Genomic DNA, 23,337 nt, shown 5'->3' on the forward strand with positions numbered 1-23,337 from the left:
CCAAATTATACGACATTCGCGACGCGGCACCAAAATTGTTCGCCGGACCGCCACAAAAACGGCCTCTCCCGTCAACCGACAGGAGAGGCACCGGATGTCCTTCCAACGCAGCGAAAGCGGCGACCGACACGCCAGCGACGGGCAGCCCCGCTTTTGCCGGTTTATCCGCGCAGCTTGGCCCCGTACGCGCGCTCGAGGGCGGCGACGATCCGCCCATGGGCTGCCGCCACCTCCTCATCGGTCAGCGTTCGCGCCGGATCGCGGAACACCAGGGAGAAGGCGACGCTCTTCTGGCCTTCCGGTATCGGGTCACCGGTGTAGACGTCGAACAGCGTAACCGCCTCGAGAATGGCCCCGCCAGTCTCACGAATAACCGCCTCCAGCGCCGCGGCCGGCACGTCGCGGTCGACAACGACAGCCAGGTCGCGGAGCACGGCGGGCACCTTGGGCAGCGGCACAAAACGGCGCGCCGGATCTGCCAAATCCAGCAGGGCATCGAGGTCCAGCTCGAACACATAGGTTTCGGCCAGATCCCACGCCTTCTGGACCTCCGGGTGTAGCTGTCCAACGTACCCGACAACCGTCTGACCGACGGCAATGCGCGCCGTTCGCCCCGGATGCAATCCCGCCCACGTGACCGGCTGGAAGGTCACCCCGCCGATGCCCAGCTCCTTCAGCAGAAACTCCACCACCCCCTTGGCGTGGTAGAAGTCCACCTTCTGCCGCTTCTCGGCCCAGTGCACCGGCAGGGCGTGCCCGGTCAGCGCCGCGGCAACGAGGAGACGCTCCTCGGGCAGGCGCGTGAGGGTCGCTTCCTCCGTCCAGAAGACGCGCCCGATTTCAAACAGCCGGACGTCCTCGTTTTTGCGCGCGCGGTTGTAGGCCACGGCGTCCAAAAGATGCGGGACGAGGGTGGTGCGCAGCACACTCCGCTCCTCGCTCATCGGCATGGCCAGGGCGATGGGCCGCACCCCGTCGCGCAGCGGGGCCACGCGCGCTGCGCGCCCGGGGTCGGTGAGCGAGTACGTGACCGCCTCGGATAACCCGGCCTGCCGCAGGAGGCGCCGCACGCGGCGGCGCAACGCCTGCACCCGCGTGAGCCGGCCCGCGGTGGTGGAGCCCGCAATCATCGTCGTCGGGATGTTGTCGTAGCCAACGAGGCGGGCCACTTCCTCCACGAGGTCGATCTCCGTCGTCACATCCATCCGACGTGTAGGCACGGTGACGGCCAGCGTCCCGTCGGGCCGTGCCTCCACAGCGAAGCCCAGGCGCTGGAAAACCGCACGCATCTCCGCCTCGTCCAGGGCCGTGCCGAGCAGGTCGTTGACGCGCTGCGGTCGCACGGTAATGACGCGCGGCTTCTCCGTACGTACGACAGCCTCAACCACCCCCGGCGCGACGCGGCCCCCGGCCAGCTCCGCCAAGAGGCGCGCGGCGCGGTTGAGGGCGGGAATGACGCGGTTGGGATCGACCCCCTTTTCAAAGTGCAACGCCGCTTCCGAGCGGATACCGAGCCGGCGCGACGTGCGCCGCACCGACGCCGGCACAAAGTAGGCCGACTCGAGCAGCACGTCGGTGGTGCTGTCGCGCACCTCCGAATTGGCCCCACCCATTACCCCGGCAATGCCCACCGCCTTGGTGCCGTCGGTGATGAGGAGCGTTTGGCCGTCCAGGATGCGCTCCTCATCGTCAAGCGTCACCAACCGCTCCCCGTTCCGGGCCAGGCGCACGACGATGTTCCCGCCCGTCAAGGCGGCGTAGTCGAAGGCGTGCAGCGGCTGGCCGTACTCGAGCATCACATAGTTGGTCACGTCCACGACGTTGTTGATCGGCCGGATGCCGGCGGCCATCAGCCGGTTCTGCAGCCACTGCGGTGAGGGGCCGATGCGCACCCCGCGCACCAGCCGTGCCGCGTAGCGGTGGCAATGCTCTGGTGCTTCGATGGCCACGCGCACGGCCTCCGCCGCCGGTTCCCCTTCCTCCGGCACCTCCTCCGGCGGAAGGGTAACGGAACGATTCAAGATGGCCGCCACCTCGTAAGCGACGCCAAGCATGCTGAAGCAGTCGGCGCGGTTGGGCGTCAACTCCAGTTCCAGCACCACATCGTCCAGCCCCAGGTACGCCGCGGCGTCGGTTCCCACCGGCGCGTCATCGGCGAGCACGAGAATGCCGTCGCGCATCGCGCGGGGAATCACCTTGTCGGGAAGCCCCATCTCTTCCCCCGACAGGATCATCCCCTGCGACGTGACGCCGCGGAGCACCGTTTCGCCAATGGTCCGCCCGTCCGGCAAACGCGCGCCGGGCAGGGCAACGGCCACCTTCTGCCCCGCGGCCACATTGGGCGCCCCGCAGACGATCTGCAGCGGCGCGCCACGGCCGACGTCCACCCGGCACACGCGCAGCCGGTCGGCTTGCGGATGGGGCGCGCACGCGAGAACGTGCCCGATCACCGCACCGGTCAAACCGCGATTTCGCCGCTCCACGGCCTCCACGGCCACGCCGCTGCGGGTGAGCTTCTCCGCCAATGCTTCGGGCGTCAGGTCGGCAATGTCCACGTATTGTGCCAGCCAGCGCAGCGAAACGCGCATGTCGATCCCTCCCTGCTTGTGGGTGCACGCATTCCTCCCGCAGCTTGGGCGCTAAAACTGCTCGAGAAAGCGCACATCGTTCGTGTAGAAATGGCGGATGTCGTCAATGCCGTACTTCAGCATGGCGATGCGCTCCACGCCCATGCCGAAGGCAAATCCGCTCACCTGCTCGGGGTCGTAGCCCCCGGCGCGCAGGACATCGGGGTGCACCATGCCGGCCCCCAGGATCTCCAGCCAGCCCGAGTCCTTGCACACGCGGCAGCCGCGCCCGCCACACATAACGCACGTGATGTCCACCTCAGCGCTCGGCTCGGTAAAGGGGAAAAAGCTCGGCCGCAACCGGATTTCCACATCGGCGCCGAACATTTCCCGGGCAAAGGCAAGCAGCACACCTTTAAGGTCACTCATGCGAATGCCTCGGTCCACCACCAGCCCTTCCACCTGCATGAACTGGTGGGAATGGGTGGCATCGTCGTCGTCCCGGCGGTACACCTTGCCGGGACAGATAATCTTCACCGGAACGGCCCCCTTCTTCGCCTCCATCGTGCGGATCTGCACCGGCGAGGTGTGGGTTCGCAGCAAGATCTCCCCAGTGATGTAGAAGGAATCCTGCATGTCCCGCGCCGGGTGATCCTTCGGCAGGTTGAGGGCCTCAAAATTGTAGTAGTCGCTTTCCACCTCCGGCCCCTCGGCCACCTCAAACCCCAATCCGATGAAGATATCCTCGATTTCCTCAATCACCTGCACCAGCGGGTGGCGCGCCCCTGCCGGAACGGGCCGTCCCGGTAGGGTAACGTCAAGGCGCTCGGCGGCCAGGCGCGCCTCCAGCGCCGCCCGCTCGAGGACCGCCTGCCGTTCGGCCAATGCCGCCTCCAGGGTCCGCCGCACCTCGTTGGCCAGTTCCCCCACCCGGGGACGCTCTTCCGGCGGCAAGCTGCCCATGCCGCGCAAAATCTCCGTCAGAGCCCCCTTCTTCCCCAGATAACGCACGCGCAACTCCTGCAGGGCGCGCACATCCTGCGCCGCAGCGATTCCCGCCAGCGCTTCCTCACGCAACGCCTCCAATCGATCGCGCATGCCGGCAGTCCCTCCTTTGTGTCGGATTTCCGCACCGCTCCCATCTTCCACTGGGCGACACACCGCGTCCGGCGCACAAAAACAAAAATCCCCTCGCCCCAGGGACGAGAGGATCGCGGTACCACCCTAGTTCGGCGACCACGGGGCCCATACCGGGCCTCGCCGTCGTCCGCCCTTCATTGCGATAACGGCACCGTGCCGGTACCCCCTACTGCGAAGCGCGGCTTGCCGCGGCCACATCCGCTCACCGACCGGCCGCAGTCCTTCCCTCTCCATCGACAGCCAGCCATCGCTTCGGTTCAGGGGACAGCTCGGGAGGGAATTCGGCGAGGCGCGCCTTAGGGGCGCTTCCAGTCTACGGCGTCCCCCTCCCTGGAAGGCGCGTCTCTCGCCTACTCGTCTCCGTCATTGCCATTGACCGATTCCGTTGTCGTCGGTTACCGTTGCTCTCTATTGTACACGCGGCAAAGAAAAAGGCAAGGGCACGAAAGATATTGACAATCACTCTCACTCACGCTACGATGGGGGTCGGATTGATGATAAGAATCATTTTCATGGGAGGGCGTTTCATGAGCAAAGGAGGGCGTTCTCGTTGCATCCTGTTCCCCCTCTTCACCGCACTTCTGGCCGTGTCGCTCCTCGTAACCGGCTGCAGCACACAACAGGAAGCCCAGCCGGCCAACACCGGCGCCTCGGATTCCTCTTCCCGCAACGAGGGGTACGTGGTCAAGCACGCGATGGGCGAAACGCGGATTCCCAAAACGCCGGAACGCATCGTCGTGCTGACCAACGAAGCCACGGAGGCGCTCCTGGCCCTGGGCATCAAGCCGGTCGGAGCGGTGAACTCGTGGGTGGGTGACCCGTGGTACGACCACATCGCCGAGGAGATGGAAGGGGTTCAGCCGCTGGGCAAGGAAGACCAGCCGAACCTGGAAGCGATCGCCGCGCTGAAGCCCGACCTGATCCTGGGCACCAAGATGCGCCACGAAAAGATCTATCCGCAGCTTTCCCAGATCGCGCCGACGGTCTTCTCCGAGACGATCCGAGGCAAGTGGCAGGAAAACTTCATGCTCTGGGCGGAAGCGGTCAACCGCAAGGCGGAAGGGGAAAAACTCTTGGCCGAGTGGGACAAGCGGATCGCCGACTTCCGGCAGAAAGCCGGTGACAAGCTGAAGATGAAGGTATCCCTCGTCCGCTTCATGCCCGGCCGCGTACGCATCCTGTACAAGGACACCTTTGCCGGCAGCATCCTCGACGAGATCGGCTTTGCCCGCCCGCCAGCCCAGGACAAAAACGATTTCGCCGCCGAAGTGACCAAAGAGCGCATCCCGGAAATGGACGGCGACATCCTCTTCTACTACACCTACGAGACCGGCGAAGGAAAAGCCTCGCAGCTGGAGAAGGAATGGACCAACGACCCGCTGTGGCAGAACCTGTCCGTCGTCAAGAACGGAAAGGCGTACAAGGTGGACGACGTCATCTGGAACACCGCCGGCGGGATCAAGGCGGCCAATCTGCTCCTCGACGACCTGTACAAGTACGTGCTGAATACCCGCCCCTAATTCCAGAAAACGGAAGGCTCTTCTGACTACAGAACCCCCCTCGGCTTGGTGGCACACCGAGGGGGGTTAGTGTCTTAAAGGCAATTCATTCTGGATCGCCGAAATCACATCACGAATGGCGTCACGGATCACGAGATCGAAATGGCCGTCCATAAGCGTCTCGTCACGATTGATCAACACTTTCTTCCCCCTTGCGTACAAGGGAAACGCGTTGGCCGGAGACACCTCCAACGAGGTTCCCATCGCGACAAAGAGGTCTGCATGTTGCGTGCGTTCCACCGCCTCCTGGAAATGTTGGACCGGGTCCCCGAAGAGCACAACATCGGGTTTGAGAATGGAACCGCACACGCCCTTGGGACGTTCCTGTGTACAACGGGGAACGTCTTCTTCCATTGGGAGGGAATAGACGGCGTTGCATGTCGGGCATGTTGCCGAAAAGAGCGTGCCGTGAAGCTCCAAGACGTTTCGGCTCCCGGCTTTCTGATGAAGCCCGTCGATGTTCTGGGTAATGACCACAACATCTTTCCCCATCTTCTCCAGTTCCGCCAAGAAACGATGCCCTTCATTCGGGTTGGCCTTGGCCAACTCTTCAATGGGAAACGCTTGTCGGAACACTTTCCAAAACTCCTTGGGGCGGTGATGAAAATACATACGGGAGAGTTTTTGGGGCAGGTCGGGATCTTTTGTCCAAAGCCCGTCATCCGAGCGAAAGTCCGGTATCCCCGAGTCGGTGCTGATGCCGGCGCCGGTCAGAAAAACAATGCGCTGGGCTTCACGTATCCACCTGGCGAGTGTCGTAAGCGGTTCCAATGAAGCCGCCTCCTTTTGGGGTTTTGATAAAGGAAAACCCCTATCGTCGAAGGATGATCGTTTCAATAATGAACGTGCTTTCGCAATTTACAGTTAAGATTCAGTTAAGATTCAATCAAAAACAAACGCCCGTTTCAACGGGCGTGATGTTGACATAGGCGTCGATAACGATGGATTTGTCACGTTTTTGTCAATAAATAACCATTTTCTCCCCTTTTGCGTACCGGTCCGGGCACGAAAAGGACTCGTACCTCTCACCTTCTTAACCGAGCCCTTCGCCGCGCGGGATCAGGCGCTTTCGTCCTGTCAAACCGCGTGGCCGGCCGGCGCCGGGGCAGAGCCGGCCACCGGCGCGCGGCTGTACGGGATGCACAGCGGCGTGCCGTAGAGGGGATCGGGCACCACCTTGCAGTCGACCCCGAACACGTCCCGCACCAGTTCCTCTCCGACGATCTCTTCCGGCGCCCCCTGGGCATACACCGCCCCGTTCCGGAGGGCCACCAGGTGATGGGCATACCGGCAGGCCAGGTTAAGGTCGTGCAGCACCATGACGATGGTGCGCCCCTCGCGTGCGTTCAAATTGGCCAAGAGATCCAAAATCTCGACCTGGTGAGCCAAATCAAGATAGGTGGTCGGCTCATCGAGGAGAAGGATCGGTGTCCCCTGGGCCAGGGCCATCGCGATCCAGGCCCGTTGGCGCTGCCCTCCGGAAAGGGCGTCAACGGGACGATCGGCATACCCGATCATTCCCGTCCATTCGAGGGCCTGCCGCACCATGCGCTCGTCTTCCTCGCTCCAGTGGTTCAGCCAATTCTGGTACGGATAGCGTCCCTGTTTGACCAGCCCAAGCACCGTCAACCCTTCCGGTGCCACCGGGCTTTGCGGAAGAATGGCCAGCTGCTTGGCCACCTCGCGGGTCGGCAGCTTAGCGATGGCCCTCCCGTCGAGGTAAACGGCCCCTCCCTGCGGTTTGAGGAGCCGAGCCAACGCGCGAAGCAGCGTCGACTTGCCGCAACCGTTGCGGCCGATGAGTACAGTGATCTTCCTCTCAGGCACGCGCAGGTCGAGTTGATCAATGATGATCGTGTTGCCGTACGCCACGGTGACCTGGCGGCTTTCCAGCATGGGCATGCCCGCGTTCCCCCCTTACCGGTTTCGATGGCGAACAAGCAGGTACAAAAAGAACGGCGCGCCGACTGCTGCCGTGAACACGCCCACCGGGATGTCCAGCGGGGCAAACGCCGTCCGCGCCACGGCGTCGGCCACCACCACCATCAAGCTGCCGGTGAGCGCCGCCGCAGCCGCCAACGGTCCAAAGGAAGGTCCCACCAACTGCCGCGCGATGTGCGGCGCCAGTAGGGCCACGAAGCCGATGGCTCCGCCCACGGCGACTGCCGCGCCGCACAGCGCCGCGCACAGCATCAGCAAGAACAGGCGCTGCCTGGATACGGCCGCCCCCACGCCGGCAGCCACCTCGTCGCCGAGCTGCAGGGCGTTGACGTGACGGGCGCTGACGGCCACCAAGATTGTGAGCACCGCGAGCCAGGGCGCCAACAGCCCCACGTCGATCCACGCGGTCCCGTAAATGCTGCCCGTCAACCACACCATGGCCTTTTGCGTCAAGTAGATGGGGCTCTTGACGACGAGCAGGGTGGTCAGCGCCGCCGTAGCCGCTTTCAGGCCAATGCCCACCAGGACGAGGCGAAAGGTGGACACCCCGGCCTTCCAGGCGATGAGATAAAGCAACAGGGCGATGCCCAAGGCGCCGGTAAAGGCAACCGCCGGAAGCCACCAGATGCTGAGCCCCTGCCCGTAGACCAGGAAGGCCACCGCCGCCACGGCGGCCCCGCCGGTCACGCCGAGGATGTCCGGAGCGGCAAGCGGATTGCGAAAGAGCCCCTGCAAAATGGCCCCCGAAAGCCCCAGCGCCGCGCCCACCATCAGGCCGACCAGGATGCGCGGGAGGCGGAGCGTTTGCACCACAAAGACATGGTGCTCGGCACCGCTGCCCCACAAGGACCGCACCACATCCATCGGCGAAAGCGCGAGCTGCCCGGCGCCCAAACTGGCGATGGCCGCCGCCACCGTCATCGCGAACAAGAGCAGCACCACCGCCACCGTCCGCTTCTCCACCTGGACGGAAACGGGCAGGCGGCGCAGGCGCAGCGTGACGAATCCGCGCATGCCTACCTCCGCTCCCTTCTCGCCAGGGCGATGAACACCGGAGCGCCAATCAGGGCCGTCATCACCCCAATGGGTAGCTCCTTGGGCATGGCCACATACCGCCCCCCGATGTCAGCCGCCAGCAGCAAAATGGCCCCCAACAGGCCGCTGTACACCGCTTGCCATCGCAGGCGAAACCCCACCAGCGCCCGTGCCGCGTGCGGCGCCAACAACCCGATAAAGCCAATGGGCCCGGCGATGGCCACGGAACTGCCGGCCAACAGCACGATAACGGCGCCCGTTGCCACCTTCACCTGCATCGTGCGCTGGCCGAGGCCGCGGGCCACATCTTCTCCCATCATCAGGGCGCGCAGTGGCCCAGCCACCCAGATGGCGCCCACCCATCCGAGCACCATGTACGGCAACACCGGGAGAAACCGCTCCAGGTTGCGCCCGGCCACCGAACCCTTCAGCCAAAACAGCACCTCGTCCAGAGCTCGCTCGTTGATTGTCAGGAACCCGCTGGTGACCGACTCGCAGAGGGCCCAGACGGCCGCGCCGGCCAGCGTCAGCTTGAGCGGCGTCATGCCGCCTGGGCCGAGGGATCCGAGCAGGAGCACCCCAACTCCGGCGCACGCCGCCCCCACAAAGGCCAGCACCGTGAATGCGGAAAGTGAGCTGATGGCAAACACGCTGACAGCCACCACAATGGCCACGGCCGCCCCCGCGTTCAGTCCAAACACCTCCGGATCGGCCAGCGGATTGCGCGTCAGCATCTGCAACAGAGCGCCGGCCATCCCCAGGCTCGCGCCGACGGCCAAGGCGATCACCGTGCGGGGAACGCGCACCTCGGTGATCACCAGGTGCTCATTGCTTCCGTTAAATTGGGTGTACGCCTCGATCACCGTGCGCCAGCTGGTAGACAGCGCGCCATAGGCCACGCTGACTGCCGCCAACAGGGCAATCACCAGCAGGCCCACCAACAACCCGGCCGCACGGCGCACAGGCGTGGACAGCAAGCCGGTCATCGCTTCGGGCCACCTTCACCCAAGGTTTTGCCTCAAGCGTCCCTGTGCCGCTTCATCGGACGCGTCGCCTTCATTGGGATTGAGAATCTTTCTCTCTTACAAGTATAGAGAGGGGGCTCCACTTACGTCAATGCATGACGCCTCACTTCGCGCTTCCACCGCGCACATCCGGCGGGTACGGATCCCCCGCACCGCCTTGCTGTCCGCGCTGCCGCACCGCTTCAAACAGGAGCACCCCTGCGGCCACGGCCACGTTGAGCGACTCCGCCCGCCCGGGCATGGGAATGGTTACCGCGCCGTCGGCGAGCGCCGCAAGATCGGGGCACACGCCGCTGCCCTCGTTGCCCACCACAAAGGCGGTGGGCCGCACATACAGCGCCGGATCGTCGTAGCGGCAACCGGAGAGCGCCGCCGTCCACACAGCCCATCCGGCCTTTCGCAACGCCGGTACCACGTCCGCCAGCGGCGCGGCAAAAACCGGCACGTGAAACAGGGAGCCCATTGTGGCGCGCACCGTCTTGGGGTTGTACGCGTCGGCGGTGCCGGTCCCGAGAAACACGGCATCGGCGCCGGCGGCGTCGGCCGTGCGGATGAGCGTGCCGACGTTGCCGGGATCCTGCACGGCGTCGACCAGGAGAAGCAGCCCCCGCCCCGTCGCGGTGGTGGCCTGCTCGGCCAGCCACTGCCGCCAGTCGCGCACCGGCATGCGCGCAATGGCCAACACGGCCTGCGGCGTCTCCGTCGTCGCCAGGTGCGCGATCACCTCGGGCGTACACGCGACCCAGCACGGCCCCTCCGCGCCACGCGCCCATGTGGCCAGTTCCTCCGGCAGCGGACGCGTCTCGTCCCACAGCACATGGGTGACCGGCGCCCCCGCAGCCAGCGCCTCCGCCACCACATGCGTTCCCTCAAGTAAAAACAAGCCGGCGCGCTCACGTCCCTTGCGCGTCTGCAGCTTGCGCCACGCGCGAACCCGCGTGTTTTGCAGCGATACGATCCGTTCCATCGATCCTCACGCCTTGTCCTGCAACCGGCGCAAATCGTCGTTGCGCCCCAACACGACGAGGATGTCGCCGGTGCGCACCACGTCTTCGGCCCGCGGGGCGATGTTGATGCGTGTTCCGCTCTTGATGGCCATCACGTTGCAGCCAAACTTGGCCCGAATGTCGAGCTCACGCAGCGTCTTGCCGTCCATGTTGTGCGAGGCGACGACTTCGGCGATGCTGTAGTCGTCGGCCAGCTCAATGTAGTCGAGGATGTTCGGAGACACGAGGTGGCGGGCCACCCGTACCCCCATGTCCCGTTCCGGGAAGATCACCTCGTCGGCGCCGATCTTGTACAGCACCTGCCCGTGGCGGTGGTTCTGCGCCTTCACGACAATGCGCTGTACGCCCAGTTCCTTCAGGATCAACGTTGCGAGAATGCTTGCCTGGATGTCGGCCCCGATGGCCACGACCACGACGTCAAAATTGCGGATACCCAGGGCCTTGAGGGCTTCCTCGTCCGTCGCGTCGGCTTGCACCGCATGCGTCACATAGGGCAGGGCCTCCTGGATGCGGTCCTCGTCGCTATCGATGGCCAGCACCTCGTGTCCCAGCTCGGTCAAGGTGCGCGCGACGCTCGAACCGAAACGGCCCAGACCGATCACGGCAAACTGTTTCGCCATGTCCATCCCCTCTTTCGCCCTTAGTTTATCACAGGCCCCGAGCCACCTCCGCAATCAGAAGGCAACGGCGCAGTTCCGCGTAAAACCGCGCGCGGGCGGGTAGGATAAGCGCAGGCGGAAGACTTCCGGACAAAGGAGGCATGTCCCGTGCGCATCGAAGACCTGGACCTGCGCCAGGCCGTTCTGCACAACCTGCGTGGCGCGACCAGCGAAGAGCTGCGCGACATGATCACCGACGCCATCACGACGCGGGAAGAGAAGGCCCTCCCGGGGCTCGGCGTGTTGTTCGAACTCCTGTGGACCCACGCAAGCCCCCAAGAACAGCAACACATGCTGTCCACCCTGGAAGCGCAGGTCAACCCGCCCCACGCATAGGAACCCTCCCGCGCACACGGCAGAAACGCGAAAAGCGGCCGAACCATCGGCCGCTTTTCCATTCGCTGTTGAGCCGCTTGACCCCTGCAGGCCTTGCTCAGCCGCGGAGGGTGAGGGCCCCGGTGCGCGTAACCGCCGAAACGGCGCTGCCGGTGCGGGCCTCGCGTCCGTCCCAAGCCTGGAGGGTCATCCATACCAGCACGCCAAACAGGGCCGCCACCAGGACGGTGTGCACCAGGGCGACCAGCAGGTTCAGCCCGGTCAACACGACCAACCCGCCGCTGACCACCTGCAGCCCCGTCAGGGCAAGCACGACCCAGCCGGCCCATCGCAGATCGCGACGATCGCGCAACGACCGCTCCGTCATCACCACGATGGCCAACACCAGGAGGATCAGCACAAGCGCCGCCGCCCGATGCAGGAACTGGATGGCGACCTGCCCGGTGAGCGGCGGAACCAGCCGGCCAAAGTTGAGGGGCCAGTCTGGAATGGCCATGCTCGCGCCGGAATGGCGCACCAAGGCCCCCAGGTAAACTACAACATAGGTGTAGACCGTCGTCCCGGCAACCAGCCACAAGAAGCGCCGCGGCACCGCCGTCTTCGCCCGGCGGGCGTTTTCGCCCACATACAGCTGAATGGCGATGAGCAACACGCTGGCAAAGGCGGTGAGGGAAATGCCGAAATGCAGCGCCATAATGAGGTCCGACTGGTCCCAGACCACTGCCGCCGCCCCGAGCAATGCCTGGACGAACGTGGTCAACAGGGCGAAAAAGCCGAAGAACCGAACCCAGGGGATGTGCCCCGCCCTCCGCCACGACCAGACCACCGTGGCCAGCAGCATCGGCGTGATCAGGGCCGTGACAAGGCGGTGGCTCCACTCAATGATCGCTTCCAGCTCCAGCGGGGGCAAGAGGCGTCCGTTGCACAGGGGCCACGAGTCTCCGCACCCGTCGCCGGAACCGGTCTTCGTCACCAACGCACCGCCGAGCAACAAGAGCAGCATGCCAAGGGTCGTCGCAACAGCCAATAGCTTTAATCCACGTGAAATCATGGCAGGCAACACCCCATCCCGTTGTGTGCAAACATGCACTTCCGTAATACAAAAATATCACAACACAACAATATCACAACGGACGGAGTGCGTCGTTAGGAGATGACCGGATTGTTCACCAATTTGGCAAAATCGCGCGCCCAACCGACCGGGGCAACCGATCAATACGCCTTCAGCTTGGCCACGGTGTCGGCATCCAGCCGCTTGACCAGCGCCACCAGCAGGCGCACGGTACGCTCGACGTCGTCGCGGTGGAGGATTGCCGCATGGCTGTGAATGTACCGCGTCGGAATGGAGATGGCGATGGACGGCACGCCTTTCCCCTGCAGGTGGAAGCGTCCGGCGTCGGTACCGCCGCCCGGCATGGCATCGTATTGGATGGGAATGTCCAGCTCCTTTGCCGTGTCCATCACCAGGTCGCGCAGGCCCGTGTGCGGAATCAGGGTCGCGTCGTAGATGAGCACCTGCGGGCCGCCGCCCAGCTTGGCCAACGCCTCGTCCTTGCTCACCCCCGGCGTGTCGCCGGCGATGCCCACATCCACGGCAAAGGCCACGTCGGGCGCGATCAGGTTGGCGCTCGTCTGGGCGCCGCGCAGGCCCACCTCTTCCTGCACCGTCCCCACGGCATACACCGTGTTCGGGTGCTCCTCGCCTTTGAGCTCCCGCAGCACGAGCGCCGCGACGGCGCAGCCGATGCGGTTGTCCCAGGCCTTGGCCATCAGCAACTTCTCGTTTTTCATCACCGTGAACGGGCAGATGGGCACCACCGGATCGCCCGGGCGGATGCCGAAGGACTCGGCCTCTTCCCGGCTCGTCGCCCCGACGTCAATGAACATGTCCTTGATCTCCACCGGCTTCTTCCGCTTCTTCTCCGGCAGGATGTGCGGCGGGACGGAGCCGATCACGCCCTCGATCGGGCCGTTACGCGTGATCACGTGCACGCGCTGGGCCAAAAGCACCTGGCTCCACCACCCGCCAAGGGGTTGGAACCGGAGGAAGCCCTCATCGGTGATGCGCGTCACCAGGAAGCCGACCTCGTCCATGTGCCCGGCGATCATCACCTTGGGCGAAGCGGCTGTGCCCCGCTTTTCGGCCACCAGGCTGCCCAGGTTGTCCGTGTACACCCGATCGGCCAGCGGGGCCATGTGGCGGGCGAGAATTTCCCGCACCGGCCCTTCAAACCCCGGCGCCCCCGGCGCTTCGGTCAGCTCTTTGAACAGTTGGAGCGTTTCATCCCACACCATCGATCCGTCTCCCCTTTGTCATGTTCCCTTACCCGCATCGCGCGGTTCATGGCCGGCGCACGATGCACAGCACCATCCTGGCCAATGCTAGTATACCAAATTCGTCCAATCTTCACACGTGTATGGCGGCATCTTGCCCCGGAATGCTCAGGAGGCCGCAAGCCCGCCCGCCAGCCGCTCGCGATAGGCGGCCAGCACCGCTTCGTACCACATCACGCCGCCTCGCGACTGCCGCTTGTCGTCCACCGGCAATACCTCCCGATCCGGCGTCCACATCCGATGACATGGTATAATGCCCATATACCACCGTTGGGGAGGAAGAACCATGCAGCTGCAAAACGCCGAGGAGATCATCGCGTTTATCAAAAACAGTGAAAAGAAAACACCGGTGAAGGTATACCTGAAAGGGAAGCTGGAGGAGATCGACTTCGGGCCGAACGTGAAAGCGTTTGGGTTCGGACAAGCCGCGATCCTGTTCGGAGACTGGAAGGAGATCCAGCCCCTGCTGGAGGCGCACAAGGACAAGATTGAAGACTACGTGGTGGAAAATGACCGCCGCAACTCGGCCATCCCGCTCCTCGACCTGAAGGATATCCCCGCACGCATCGAGCCGGGGGCGATCATCCGTGAGCACGTGACCATCGGCAAAAACGCCGTCATCATGATGGGCGCGGTGATCAACATCGGCGCCGTTATCGGCGAAGGAACGATGGTCGACATGAACGCTGTCGTCGGCGGGCGCGGCATCATCGGGAAGAACTGCCACATCGGCGCGGGAGCGGTTATCGCCGGGGTGATCGAGCCGCCGTCGGCCCAGCCGGTGGTGATTGAGGACGACGTGATGATCGGGGCCAACGCCGTCATCCTCGAAGGCGTGCGCGTGGGCAAGGGCGCCGTCGTCGCCGCCGGGGCCGTGGTGACCGATGACGTCCCTCCGTACACGGTGGTGGCTGGCGTGCCGGCGAAGGTAATCAAGAAAATTGACGAGAAGACGCGTGCCAAAACGCAGATTCGCGAAGAACTGCGTCAATTGTAAGGGTTTCCCACACCAAACCGACACAATCGCCACAGACAGGAGAACCGCCATGGCCGAGCGAACCGATTGGCTAACCCTCGATCAGACCTACCTCCTTCCCACCTACAACCGCCTTCCCATCGCCATTGCCCGCGCGCAGGGCAACTACGTGTATGACACGGAGGGCAACGCCTACCTCGACCTGTTCACCGGGCTGGCCGTTAACGTCCTCGGTCACGGCCACCCCACGGTGCTCGCGGCGCTTCGCGAGCAGGCCGAAGCGTTCCTGCACATTTCCAACGTGTTTTTGAATCCTCCGGCCATCCGCCTGGCCCAACGCCTCGTGGCCCACACCTTCCCCGGCAAGGTGTTTTTCACCAACTCGGGGGCCGAGGCCACGGAGGCGGCGATCAAGCTGGTGCACAAGTGGTCCCGCAGGCGCGGTGGCGGCCGGACCGGCTTTGTCGTGCTGAAAAACAGCTTCCACGGCCGCACCCTCGGCGCCCTGCGCCTGACGCGCCAGAAAGCCGTGCAGCAGGATTTCCCGACGTCGCCCGTCCCCGTGTATGAGGTGGAACCCGAAGACATCGCCCAGGTGGAAGCAGTGTTGCGGGCACATCGCCCGGCCGCCGTCCTCGTCGAGCCCGTGCTGGGTTCCGGCGGCGTCGTCCCGCTGTCGGAGGGTTATCTCCAAGCCCTCGAGCGGCTGTGCCGGGCGCACGGCGCGCTCTTCGGCGTCGACGAAATCCAAACGGGCATGGGCCGCACCGGAACCCTCTTTGCCTACCAGCAGGCCGGCGTCACACCGGACTTCCTCCTCTTCGCGAAGGGCGTGGGCGGTGGGCTGCCCCTCGGCGGCGTCATCGCCGGCGCGCAGCTGGCCGACGTCTTTGCGCCCGGCGACCATGGCAGCACCTTCGCCCCGTCCCCCCTGAGCGCGGCCTGCGGCAACGCGGTCCTGAAAGTGCTGCTGGACGACGGGCTGATGGAAGAGGGGCGTCGGGTGGCGGCCTACCTGCGCGAACGGCTCGAAGCGCTCTGCCGCGCCCACCCCGACGCCTTCGATGCCGTGCGCGGCAAGGGAATGATGCTCGGCCTGCCGATGAAATGGCCCCCCGGAGCCGTCCGCGCCCTGCAACGGGCGCTGCTTCGACAGGGCTTTCTCTTCGACGTCACCCAGCGGACCATCATCCGCCTGCTGCCGCCGCTCACCCTCACCCCGGACGAGGTAGACGCCTTTGTCGCCGCCCTCGACGCGCACGTGCGGCAAGGCGCGCCGGACGACGGGCAGACAGAATGAGGCGAAGCGGGCCGACCCCGTGGGGGCGCCCGCTTTGGCCTTTCTCCCCGCCGATTCGTGCTACAATGAGGAAAAATCCGCACGAAAGGAAGACCCGCATGGCCGACACCACCCTGTCGCCGTTTGTGGAGATCCGACGCAAATTGCACCAGATTCCCGAACCGGGCTTTGCCGAGGTCAAGACGCAACGCTTCCTGCTCGACTATTTGGCCACACTGCCCGCCGAGCGCCTGGAGATCGCCACCTGGCGCACCGGCGTGCTGGCCAAGGTGAAGGGTACCGCTCCGCGGCGCATCCTGGCCTGGCGAGCAGACATGGACGGCCTTCCCGTCATCGAGGAGACGGGCCTCCCCTATCGCTCCCAGCATGACGGTTACATGCACGCCTGCGGCCACGACATGCACATGGCCATCGCTCTGGGCGTGCTGACCCACTTTGTTCACCATCCGGTGCGCGACGATCTCCTGTTCGTCTTCCAGCCGGCCGAGGAGGGGCCCGGCGGCGCCCGGCCGATGCGGGAAAGCGAACCGTTCCGCCGCTGGCGTCCGGAGGCAATCTTCGCCCTGCACATCGCCCCGGAGTACCCGGTGGGCACCATCGCCACCCGTCCGGGCGTCCTCTTCGCCAACACGTCGGAACTGTTCATCGATCTCATCGGCCAGGGCGGCCACGCCGCCTTCCCCCACCGCGCCAATGACATGGTGGTGGCGGCCTGCCACCTCGTCACCCAGCTGCAGACGGTGGTTGCCCGCAACGTCGATCCCCTCGAGGCGGCGGTGATCACCGTGGGCAAGATCGAGGCGGGAACCAAGCAGAACGTCATCGCCGAGCGGGCGCGCCTGGAAGGGACGATCCGCACGCTGTCGATCGACGCCATGCGGCAGATCAAGGCGCGCATCGAGGCCATCGTCGCCGGCATCGAGACGGGGTTCGGCTGCCGGGCCGCCATCGACTACGGGGCCAACTATTGCCAGGTGGACAACGATCCGGTTCTCACCCGGGAATTTCTCGACTGGGCCCGCGCCCGGAGCGACGTGCGCGTGGTGGAGTGTCCGCCGGCGATGACCGGCGAGGATTTCGGTTACTTTCTCGAGGAGATTCCCGGCTTCCTCTTCTGGCTCGGCGTGGGCTCGCCCCACGGCCTGCACTCCTCCCGCCTCCGTCCCGACGAGCGGGCCATCGACGTGGCCATCCGCCTGGTGACGGCGTACCTGGCATGGAAGGCCTCCGCCTGATACGGCGCATTCCGAACCGCTTCAGCAAAAACCGGCACGGGGATTTCACCCCGTGCCGGTTGTTCGAAGGGCTCGCCGTGCTCCGATCGCCTTTCACCCGGAACACAGGCGGTCGGCACAATGCCGTTTGGATTGTTTGCAAAACGTTAACCGTTTGGCAACACACCGCTCACGGTCTGCAGATACGATGAGAACAGGATGCTCCCTCCAAACCGGGATACCTGCTTTCCTCACCTGCTGTTTCCCTGCCGGTGCCGCAGGGTTTTTTTGTGCCTTCACCCTTCCGCCGCCTGCAAAAATTCCTCGAGGGCCGCGCGTACTTCCGCCGCCGTGCCGAGGGCGAGCACGCGCGCGGCCAGCGCGCGGCATTCGCTTGCGTCCAACCGATGAAGAAGCAGCTTGATGCGCCGCAGCGCCCCCGCCTCCATGCTCCACTCGTCAAGGCCTAGCCCCAGAAGCAGCGGCGCCGCCAGCGGTTCACCGGCCATGCCCCCGCACATCCCCACCGGCTTGCCCCGGCGATGGGCCGCCTCGATCACTTGCGCGATAAGGCGCACCACCGCCGGATGGAACGGGTCGTACAGCGCGGCCACCTTCTCATTGGTCCGGTCCACGGCCACGGTGTATTGCACCAGATCGTTGGTGCCGATGCTGAAAAAGTCCACCTCTTCGGCAAACCGGTCGGCCAGAAGCGCCGCTGCCGGCACCTCCACCATGATGCCGAGCGGAATGTCAGCGGCAACCGGAATCCCCTCCGCTTCACAGCGCCGCCGAACGTCTTCGTACACCGCCTTGGCCGCCCGCCACTCGTCAAAACTGGAAATCATGGGGAAGAGAATGCGCACCGGCCCGTGGGCGCTGGCGCGCAGGATGGCCCGCAACTGGGTCTCGAACAGCTCCCGTCGCTCCAGGCACAGCCGGATGGCCCGGTAGCCAAGGAACGGGTTGGATTCCTTCGGCAGCGCCAGCGCCGGCAGCTCCTTGTCGCCGCCCACGTCGAGGGTCCGGATGGTGACCGGCCGGCCACCCATCCGCTCCACGACTTCGCGGTAGGCGCGGTATTGGGCCTCTTCACCGGGCAGGTCGGGCGACTCAAGAAAGAGAAACTCGGTGCGGAACAGACCGACGCCCTCGGCCCCACTGGCGAGCGCGGCGGCCACCTCGGCCGGCGTGCCGATGTTGGCTTCCAGCGTCACCCGTTGCCCATCCCGCGACTGGGCCGGGCGATCGCGCATCGCCTCCCATTCCGCCTCCAGCCGCCGTTCTTCCGCCACCTTCGCCTCAAAAGCCTTCAGCGTCTCCGGTTCGGGGTTGACCACGCACCGGCCCCGCGTGCCGTCGAGGACGACGAGATCACCGTCCCGGATGGCCTCCAACGCCTCCGCCACGCCGAAGACGGCCGGAATGCCCAGCGCACGAAGGAGAATCGCAGCGTGGGACGTTTTCCCGCCGACCCGGGCCACCACCCCATGCACGCGGTTCGGGTCAAGGCGCGTCGCGTCGGAAGGCAGGAGGTCGTCGACAACGAGCACAACCGGCTCGCCGGCGTCCCCCAGCACCTCGTCCGTCTCGCCCCGAAGGATGCGAACCAGGCGCCGAGCAATGTCGCGAACGTCGGCCGCCCGTTCGCGGAGATAGGCATTGTCCAGGGCGGCCAGTTGCGCGGCCAGCTCCTCGGCCACCGCCTGCACCGCCGCTTCCGCCGACAGCCGGTCCGCCTCCACGCGGCGCAGCACTTCCGGAAAGAAGAGCGGATCGTCCAGCATGGCCTCCTGCACCAGGAGGATGCGCGCGTTTTCCTCCCCGACGGTTTGGGCCGCCCGCTCGGCCTCGGCCCGCAACTCACGCCGTACCGCCTCGCGCGCCGCCTCCAGCCGCGCCCGTTCCACCGACGGCTCCGCAGGCGCCGAATGCGCCCCGTCCGCCCGCTCCGGCGCGCGCACCCGCGCCCGGGCCAAGGCGACGCCGTCCGACACGCCAATGCCGGTAAGACGCGTTTCCGTTCCCTGAACCATGTCCGTCACTGGTCCTCCCCAAACTTCTTGGCCACCAGATCCGCCAGGGCGTCCACGGCGGCCGCCGCATCCGGCCCGTCCGCCTCGACGGTGATCGCCTCACCCGGGCCAACAGCCAGACTCATCAGCCCGAGGATGCTCTTGCCGTCCACCGCCCGGCCGTCGGCCTTGCGCACGGTGATGCGCGCCTGGAAGCGGTTGGCCGTCTGCACGAATAGCTGCGCCGGCCGGGCGTGCAATCCGGCGCCGTTGGTAATGGTCAGCGTTTTGGTGATCATCGTGTTCCCTCCTGCTTTCGCTGGGTCATCGGTTGCGTGAAAGCGGTTGCGTTTGCCCTTGCAGTTATCCCGCCAAGGCCTGCCGCACATCGGCGGGCTCTTTTGCCTGCTGCAGCCGCTGCCGGACGCCCTCATCCATCACCTTGCGCGCCAGCTGGGCGAGGAGCTGCAGATGGGTGTTGCCCGCTTCCGCCTCCGGAACGGCCAACAAAAAGACGAGGGTGACCGGCGCACCGTCAAGGGAACCCCAATCGAGGGGCGTCTTCAGGCGGGCGAAGGCCACGCCGGGGCGCACCACACCGGACGACTTGCCGTGGGGAATGGCCAGCCCGAAGCCTACCCCCGTCGAGCCGTGAGCCTCGCGGCGGAGGACCGCATCGAGAAATGCCCCTTTATCCGCCACCGCACCCGTTTCCACCAGACGGTCGGCCAACGCGTTCAGGCATCCTTCTTTGCTGTCGACCGCCCAATCAAGCAGGATCGCTTCGTCTTGGAGCAGGTTCGTCACGTCCATTTGTTCATCCCCCTTTTCCAACGGCGGGCCCGTCCGGTCCAACTGTCGGGGGGCGGGCCACACCTGTCCGGTCTCCCGGCTTAGGCACTGGCCGGGGTCTTTTCCTCATCCGTCTCCTGCGACGTTCCGTTCGCGGCCGTGCGCTTGAGCAGGTTCACCAACAGCGCCGTTACCACCATTCCGGCGGCAATGGCCACCACATACCCGAGCACGTTCCCGACGGCATGGGGGATCGGCAGCACGAAGATCCCGCCGTGGGGCGCGCGCAGCGTGGCGCCAAAGGCCATCGACAGCGCACCGGCCACCGCCGATCCCGCCATGATCGACGGGATGACGCGCAGCGGATCGGCGGCGGCAAAGGGAATGGCCCCTTCGGTGATGAAGGACAGGCCCAGTACGCCCGCCGCCTTGCCCGCCTCCCGCTCTTCGGGCGTGTACCGCTTCGGCGCCAGGACCGTGGCCAGCCACAGCCCGAGGGGCGGCGTCATGCCGGCCGCCATCACTGCGGCCATCGGCTCGTAGACATTGCTCCCCAAGAGGCCCACGGCAAAGGTGTACGCCGCTTTATTAACCGGTCCGCCCATGTCAAAGGCCATCATCGCTCCGAGGATCAGGCCAAGGAGAACGGCGTTGGTGCCGCTAAGCCCCTGCAACCAGCCGGTCAGCGCGTCCATAACCGCCTTTACCGGCGCGCCGATGACGTACACCATCAAGAGGCCGACGGCCAGCGTGGACAAAAACGGAAGGATCAGCACCGGCTTGAGGCCTTCCAGGTTTTTCGGCAGGCGAATGGCTGCCTTGAGCCACCGGGTCAGGTAGCCGGCGAGAAGACCGGCCACAATCCCGCCGAGAAAGCCGGCACCCACCTTCGCGGCCAGCATCCCGCCCACCAGTCCGGGAGCGAGCCCCGGCTTTTCGGCCACCGAATAGGCGATGAACCCCGCCAACACCGGTACCATCAGCGCGAAGGCGGCACCGCCCCCGATGTCCATCAGCGCGGCGGCCAGCGTGCCCTGCTCCTTGAAGGCTTCAATGCCGAAAGCAAAGGACAGGGCGATGATCAGTCCGCCGGCCACGACAAGGGGGATCATGTGCGACACGCCGGTCATCAAGTGCTTGTACAGCCCCCGGCGCTCGGCGCTGCGGCGAGCCTTTTCCGCTTCGATGCGCGCCACCACCGCCTGGGCATCCAGCGGCCGGGCGGCCAAGGCCTCGTCAATGAGCCGGCCCGGATCTCTGATCGCCTCGCTCACCCCTACCTTGATCACCGGCTTGCCGGCAAACCGCCCTTCGTCTACGTCGGTGTCCGCGGCGATGATGATGGCGTGGGCCGCGCGGATCTCCTCCGGCGTCAGGGCGTTCTCCACGCCGACCGCCCCGCGCGTCTCCACCTTAAGGTCGACCGCTTTCTCCCGCGCCGCCTTCAGCAGCGCCTCCGCCGCCATGTAGGTGTGGGCAATGCCCGTGGGGCATGCCGTGACGGCAAGCAGCTTCTTCATTGTGTTTCCCCCTTCCTCCATCTTGCACGCATGCAGCAACGCCTACCGGCGCCTTCAGACCGCCTCCAGCGCCGCGACGCGCACCCGGTCGAGGGCGGCGCGCACCTCGGCCAGCGTGCACACTTGGGTGCCCGACTTGGCCGCCGTCACCGTTCCGGCCGCCGTGGCCCAGCGCGCCAGCTCCTCCAGCGACAACCCCTCCAGGAGGGCGTACGCCATAGCCGCAACCATGGCGTCGCCGGCGCCGACCGTGCTTTGCGGTTCAACGGTAAAGGGCCACACGCGAAAGCCCGCCTGGCGATCCAGCACCACGGCCCCATCCTTGCCCAGGGAAACCACAACCAGGGAGACACCGGCCTCCCGGAGCGTCCGGGCAGCGGCCACGACATCCGCCTCGCCTGCAAGCGGGCGGCCGACCAACCGCTCGAGCTCGGCAGCGTTCGGCTTCACCGCAAAGGGCCGCGCACGCAACCCCTCGCCTAGGGCTGGACCGTCGGCGTCAAGGATCGCTTTTACCCCTTTCTCGTGGGCCAATCGGATGAAATCGGCATAGACGCTGGGAGCCACGCCGCGCGGCAGGCTTCCGCTCAACACGAGAACCGCCGCCTCGTCCAGAAGCGCCGCCAGCTTCTCCGTAAAGCGCGCCAGGTCCTGCGGGGCCACAGAAAAGCCGGGCTCGTTGATTTCCGTCGTCACCTTGTGCGCGGCGTCCACGATCTTCAGGTTGACGCGCGTCTCGCCGGGGACCTCCACAAAATCAAAGGGGACGCCGTCTTCCGCCAAGCGCTTGACGAGCTGATCCCCTTGTGTACCGGCAATGAGGCCGGTGGCCAGCACGGGAACGCCAAACCGATGCAGCACCTTGGCCACGTTGATTCCCTTGCCGCCCGCGTCGACGCGCAGCTGGCAGACGCGGTTGACTTCGCCATACTGAAAGCGTTCCACGGTTACCGTTTTGTCCAATGCTGGATTGAGAGTAACGGTTACGACTTTTGCCTTCATTCCCGCTCCTCCCGTACCGGCGCGAGGATCACGTCCACGCCGCGTTCTCTCAGCTCGGCCACAAACCCCTCCGGCGCACCGTTGTCGAGGATGCACGTGTCGAGTTCCGTTATGTCGGCAAATTTGGCGAAGGCCACGTTGCCGATCTTGCTGTGGTCTGCCAGCAGGTACACCTGTTTGGCCGACCGGATCATCTTGCGTTTGGTCGCCGCCTCGAGGAGGTTGGGCGTGGTTAACCCCTCACGGATGTCGAGGCCGTTGGTGGCCATGAACGCCTTGTCCACGCGGAGCCCGTCGAGGGCCTGCTCGGCCAGGGGCCCCACAAGGGCCAGCGTGTTGTGGCGCAGGATGCCGCCCACCACCACCAGTTCGATGCCCGGGTGGTCCAACAGCTCTCGCGCGAAGACGAGGGAATTGGTCACCACCGTCAGCCGGGAAAACCGTACCAGATGGCGAACCATGTGGTAGACGGTTGTCCCCGAATCGAGGAGAATCGTGTCGCCATCCTCGATGAGGGTCGCCGCCGCGGCGGCGATGGCCTCCTTTTCCCGGCGAAACTGGTCCTCCTTTTCGCCGAAGGTCGGCTCAAAAGCCACGCCGCGCAGGGCGATGGCCCCACCGTGGGTGCGGCGCAGCAGGTTGGCCTCCTCCAGTTCCTTCAGGTCGCGGCGAATGGTAGACTCCGACACGCCGAAGCGCTGGCTCAGCTCCTGCACCGACGCGCGGTGGTGCCGCTGCACGTAGGCCAGGATGTGCGCTTTCCGCTCTTCCCCGTAGAGCATCCCATCCGTCCTTTCCCTTCGTGCGCCGTGCCACCCGGCCGCATCTCGCACCGCCGGCAGTTTAGCGCGCCGGGTTGCTCATATTTGAACGAAAGATGATTATTTGTGATTGATTGTGCTCGTTTCTAATTGT

Annotated in this window: 21 protein-coding genes; 5 read left to right on the forward strand and 16 right to left on the reverse strand. The window is 65.4% G+C overall.

Translation table 11 applies throughout. The annotated features are described in order from the left end of the window. Nucleotides 1–161: 161 nt before the first annotated feature. Both pheT and pheS read right to left on the reverse strand, forming a co-directional pair. Nucleotides 162–2,588: a phenylalanine--tRNA ligase subunit beta gene (gene pheT, locus ACYQ0Z_RS11555; RefSeq protein ID WP_459868321.1), complete on the reverse strand. Its 2,427-nt coding sequence runs from the start codon at nt 2,586–2,588 to the stop codon at nt 162–164. A 51-nt stretch (nt 2,589–2,639) separates the two neighbouring features. Then, nucleotides 2,640–3,665, reverse strand: a complete 1,026-nt coding sequence (pheS, locus tag ACYQ0Z_RS11560; RefSeq protein WP_459868324.1) for a phenylalanine--tRNA ligase subunit alpha — start codon at nt 3,663–3,665, stop codon at nt 2,640–2,642. Nucleotides 3,666–4,234: 569 nt separating this feature from the next. Between pheS and ACYQ0Z_RS11565 the strand changes: the two genes are divergently transcribed. Then, complete coding sequence (locus tag ACYQ0Z_RS11565; RefSeq protein ID WP_459868327.1) at nt 4,235–5,227, forward strand: ABC transporter substrate-binding protein; 993 nt, start codon at nt 4,235–4,237, stop codon at nt 5,225–5,227. Between the two features lie 66 nt (nt 5,228–5,293). Here ACYQ0Z_RS11565 and ACYQ0Z_RS11570 read toward each other — a convergent pair whose 3' ends face one another. From ACYQ0Z_RS11570 to ACYQ0Z_RS11595, 6 genes are all read right to left on the reverse strand, one after another. Then, a complete protein-coding gene (locus ACYQ0Z_RS11570) occupies nt 5,294–6,103 on the reverse strand; it encodes an NAD-dependent protein deacylase (protein ID WP_459868330.1) in 810 nt (269 codons plus the stop codon). A 240-nt stretch (nt 6,104–6,343) separates the two neighbouring features. Continuing rightward, a complete protein-coding gene (locus tag ACYQ0Z_RS11575) occupies nt 6,344–7,168 on the reverse strand; it encodes an ABC transporter ATP-binding protein (protein ID WP_459868333.1) in 825 nt (274 codons plus the stop codon). Nucleotides 7,169–7,183: 15 nt separating this feature from the next. Next, nucleotides 7,184–8,221, reverse strand: coding sequence for a FecCD family ABC transporter permease (locus ACYQ0Z_RS11580; RefSeq protein WP_459868336.1), 1,038 nt, complete (start codon nt 8,219–8,221; stop codon nt 7,184–7,186). A 2-nt stretch (nt 8,222–8,223) separates the two neighbouring features. Beyond that, entirely contained in the window at nt 8,224–9,228 is a 1,005-nt protein-coding gene (locus ACYQ0Z_RS11585) for a FecCD family ABC transporter permease (RefSeq protein WP_459868339.1), read from the reverse strand. Nucleotides 9,229–9,370: 142 nt separating this feature from the next. After that, entirely contained in the window at nt 9,371–10,234 is an 864-nt protein-coding gene (locus ACYQ0Z_RS11590; protein ID WP_459868342.1) for a TrmH family RNA methyltransferase, read from the reverse strand. A gap of 6 nt (nt 10,235–10,240) precedes the next feature. Further along, the gene (locus tag ACYQ0Z_RS11595; RefSeq protein ID WP_459868345.1) at nt 10,241–10,894 is read right to left on the reverse strand and encodes a potassium channel family protein; all 654 of its coding nucleotides are present in this window, start codon (nt 10,892–10,894) and stop codon (nt 10,241–10,243) included. A gap of 147 nt (nt 10,895–11,041) precedes the next feature. Between ACYQ0Z_RS11595 and sspI the strand changes: the two genes are divergently transcribed. Beyond that, the gene (gene sspI / locus ACYQ0Z_RS11600; RefSeq protein ID WP_459868348.1) at nt 11,042–11,269 is read left to right on the forward strand and encodes a small acid-soluble spore protein SspI; all 228 of its coding nucleotides are present in this window, start codon (nt 11,042–11,044) and stop codon (nt 11,267–11,269) included. Between the two features lie 97 nt (nt 11,270–11,366). On the opposite strand, the gene ACYQ0Z_RS11605 is transcribed toward sspI, so the two are convergent. Together ACYQ0Z_RS11605 and ACYQ0Z_RS11610 are read right to left on the reverse strand one after the other, a co-directional pair. Next, nucleotides 11,367–12,296, reverse strand: a complete 930-nt coding sequence (locus tag ACYQ0Z_RS11605) for a COX15/CtaA family protein (RefSeq protein ID WP_459868351.1) — start codon at nt 12,294–12,296, stop codon at nt 11,367–11,369. 185 nt (nt 12,297–12,481) lie between these two features. Continuing rightward, on the reverse strand, nt 12,482–13,564 hold the full coding sequence (locus ACYQ0Z_RS11610) for a M42 family metallopeptidase (protein ID WP_459868354.1): 1,083 nt from the start codon (nt 13,562–13,564) through the stop codon (nt 12,482–12,484). 325 nt (nt 13,565–13,889) lie between these two features. Here ACYQ0Z_RS11610 and dapD point away from each other — a divergent pair, with 325 nt between their 5' ends. From dapD to ACYQ0Z_RS11625, 3 genes are all read left to right on the forward strand, one after another. Next, nucleotides 13,890–14,600: a 2,3,4,5-tetrahydropyridine-2,6-dicarboxylate N-acetyltransferase gene (gene dapD, locus ACYQ0Z_RS11615; protein ID WP_459868357.1), complete on the forward strand. Its 711-nt coding sequence runs from the start codon at nt 13,890–13,892 to the stop codon at nt 14,598–14,600. A gap of 49 nt (nt 14,601–14,649) precedes the next feature. Continuing rightward, nucleotides 14,650–15,879 carry an aspartate aminotransferase family protein gene (locus tag ACYQ0Z_RS11620; RefSeq protein ID WP_459868360.1) on the forward strand — a complete coding sequence of 410 codons (1,230 nt, stop codon included), beginning with the start codon at nt 14,650–14,652 and terminating at the stop codon, nt 15,877–15,879. Nucleotides 15,880–15,977: 98 nt separating this feature from the next. Then, entirely contained in the window at nt 15,978–17,114 is a 1,137-nt protein-coding gene (locus ACYQ0Z_RS11625) for an N-acetyldiaminopimelate deacetylase (protein WP_459868363.1), read from the forward strand. 275 nt (nt 17,115–17,389) lie between these two features. On the opposite strand, the gene ptsP is transcribed toward ACYQ0Z_RS11625, so the two are convergent. The 6 genes from ptsP to ACYQ0Z_RS11655 form a co-directional block, all read right to left on the reverse strand. Continuing rightward, entirely contained in the window at nt 17,390–19,129 is a 1,740-nt protein-coding gene (ptsP, locus tag ACYQ0Z_RS11630) for a phosphoenolpyruvate--protein phosphotransferase (RefSeq protein WP_459868366.1), read from the reverse strand. A 5-nt stretch (nt 19,130–19,134) separates the two neighbouring features. Then, nucleotides 19,135–19,407, reverse strand: a complete 273-nt coding sequence (locus ACYQ0Z_RS11635; RefSeq protein WP_459868369.1) for an HPr family phosphocarrier protein — start codon at nt 19,405–19,407, stop codon at nt 19,135–19,137. Between the two features lie 64 nt (nt 19,408–19,471). Beyond that, a complete protein-coding gene (locus ACYQ0Z_RS11640; protein WP_459868373.1) occupies nt 19,472–19,921 on the reverse strand; it encodes a PTS sugar transporter subunit IIA in 450 nt (149 codons plus the stop codon). 80 nt (nt 19,922–20,001) lie between these two features. Beyond that, nucleotides 20,002–21,420 carry a PTS fructose transporter subunit IIC gene (locus tag ACYQ0Z_RS11645; protein ID WP_459868376.1) on the reverse strand — a complete coding sequence of 473 codons (1,419 nt, stop codon included), beginning with the start codon at nt 21,418–21,420 and terminating at the stop codon, nt 20,002–20,004. A 54-nt stretch (nt 21,421–21,474) separates the two neighbouring features. Further along, nucleotides 21,475–22,422: a 1-phosphofructokinase gene (pfkB, locus tag ACYQ0Z_RS11650; protein ID WP_459868378.1), complete on the reverse strand. Its 948-nt coding sequence runs from the start codon at nt 22,420–22,422 to the stop codon at nt 21,475–21,477. Then, nucleotides 22,419–23,204 carry a DeoR/GlpR family DNA-binding transcription regulator gene (locus ACYQ0Z_RS11655; protein ID WP_459868381.1) on the reverse strand — a complete coding sequence of 262 codons (786 nt, stop codon included), beginning with the start codon at nt 23,202–23,204 and terminating at the stop codon, nt 22,419–22,421. Before ACYQ0Z_RS11655 ends, pfkB begins: the two co-directional genes overlap by 4 nt. Nucleotides 23,205–23,337: the final 133 nt, after the last annotated feature.

This window comes from Calditerricola yamamurae (genome assembly GCF_054654135.1).

Bases quoted from the DNA above. Each gene is read 5' to 3' on its own strand.
- pheT (WP_459868321.1), bottom strand. From the start codon at position 2,588: ATGCGCGTTTCGCTGCGCTGGCTGGCACAATACGTGGACATTGCCGAC.
- pheS (WP_459868324.1), bottom strand. From the start codon at position 3,665: ATGCGCGATCGATTGGAGGCGTTGCGTGAGGAAGCGCTGGCGGGAATC.
- ACYQ0Z_RS11565 (WP_459868327.1), top strand. From the start codon at position 4,235: ATGAGCAAAGGAGGGCGTTCTCGTTGCATCCTGTTCCCCCTCTTCACC.
- ACYQ0Z_RS11575 (WP_459868333.1), bottom strand. From the start codon at position 7,168: ATGCCCATGCTGGAAAGCCGCCAGGTCACCGTGGCGTACGGCAACACG.
- ACYQ0Z_RS11580 (WP_459868336.1), bottom strand. From the start codon at position 8,221: ATGCGCGGATTCGTCACGCTGCGCCTGCGCCGCCTGCCCGTTTCCGTC.
- ACYQ0Z_RS11585 (WP_459868339.1), bottom strand. From the start codon at position 9,228: ATGACCGGCTTGCTGTCCACGCCTGTGCGCCGTGCGGCCGGGTTGTTG.
- ACYQ0Z_RS11590 (WP_459868342.1), bottom strand. From the start codon at position 10,234: ATGGAACGGATCGTATCGCTGCAAAACACGCGGGTTCGCGCGTGGCGC.
- ACYQ0Z_RS11595 (WP_459868345.1), bottom strand. From the start codon at position 10,894: ATGGCGAAACAGTTTGCCGTGATCGGTCTGGGCCGTTTCGGTTCGAGC.
- ACYQ0Z_RS11610 (WP_459868354.1), bottom strand. From the start codon at position 13,564: ATGGTGTGGGATGAAACGCTCCAACTGTTCAAAGAGCTGACCGAAGCG.
- dapD (WP_459868357.1), top strand. From the start codon at position 13,890: ATGCAGCTGCAAAACGCCGAGGAGATCATCGCGTTTATCAAAAACAGT.
- ACYQ0Z_RS11620 (WP_459868360.1), top strand. From the start codon at position 14,650: ATGGCCGAGCGAACCGATTGGCTAACCCTCGATCAGACCTACCTCCTT.
- ACYQ0Z_RS11625 (WP_459868363.1), top strand. From the start codon at position 15,978: ATGGCCGACACCACCCTGTCGCCGTTTGTGGAGATCCGACGCAAATTG.
- ptsP (WP_459868366.1), bottom strand. From the start codon at position 19,129: ATGGTTCAGGGAACGGAAACGCGTCTTACCGGCATTGGCGTGTCGGAC.
- ACYQ0Z_RS11635 (WP_459868369.1), bottom strand. From the start codon at position 19,407: ATGATCACCAAAACGCTGACCATTACCAACGGCGCCGGATTGCACGCC.
- ACYQ0Z_RS11640 (WP_459868373.1), bottom strand. From the start codon at position 19,921: ATGGACGTGACGAACCTGCTCCAAGACGAAGCGATCCTGCTTGATTGG.
- ACYQ0Z_RS11645 (WP_459868376.1), bottom strand. From the start codon at position 21,420: ATGAAGAAGCTGCTTGCCGTCACGGCATGCCCCACGGGCATTGCCCAC.
- pfkB (WP_459868378.1), bottom strand. From the start codon at position 22,422: ATGAAGGCAAAAGTCGTAACCGTTACTCTCAATCCAGCATTGGACAAA.
- ACYQ0Z_RS11655 (WP_459868381.1), bottom strand. From the start codon at position 23,204: ATGCTCTACGGGGAAGAGCGGAAAGCGCACATCCTGGCCTACGTGCAG.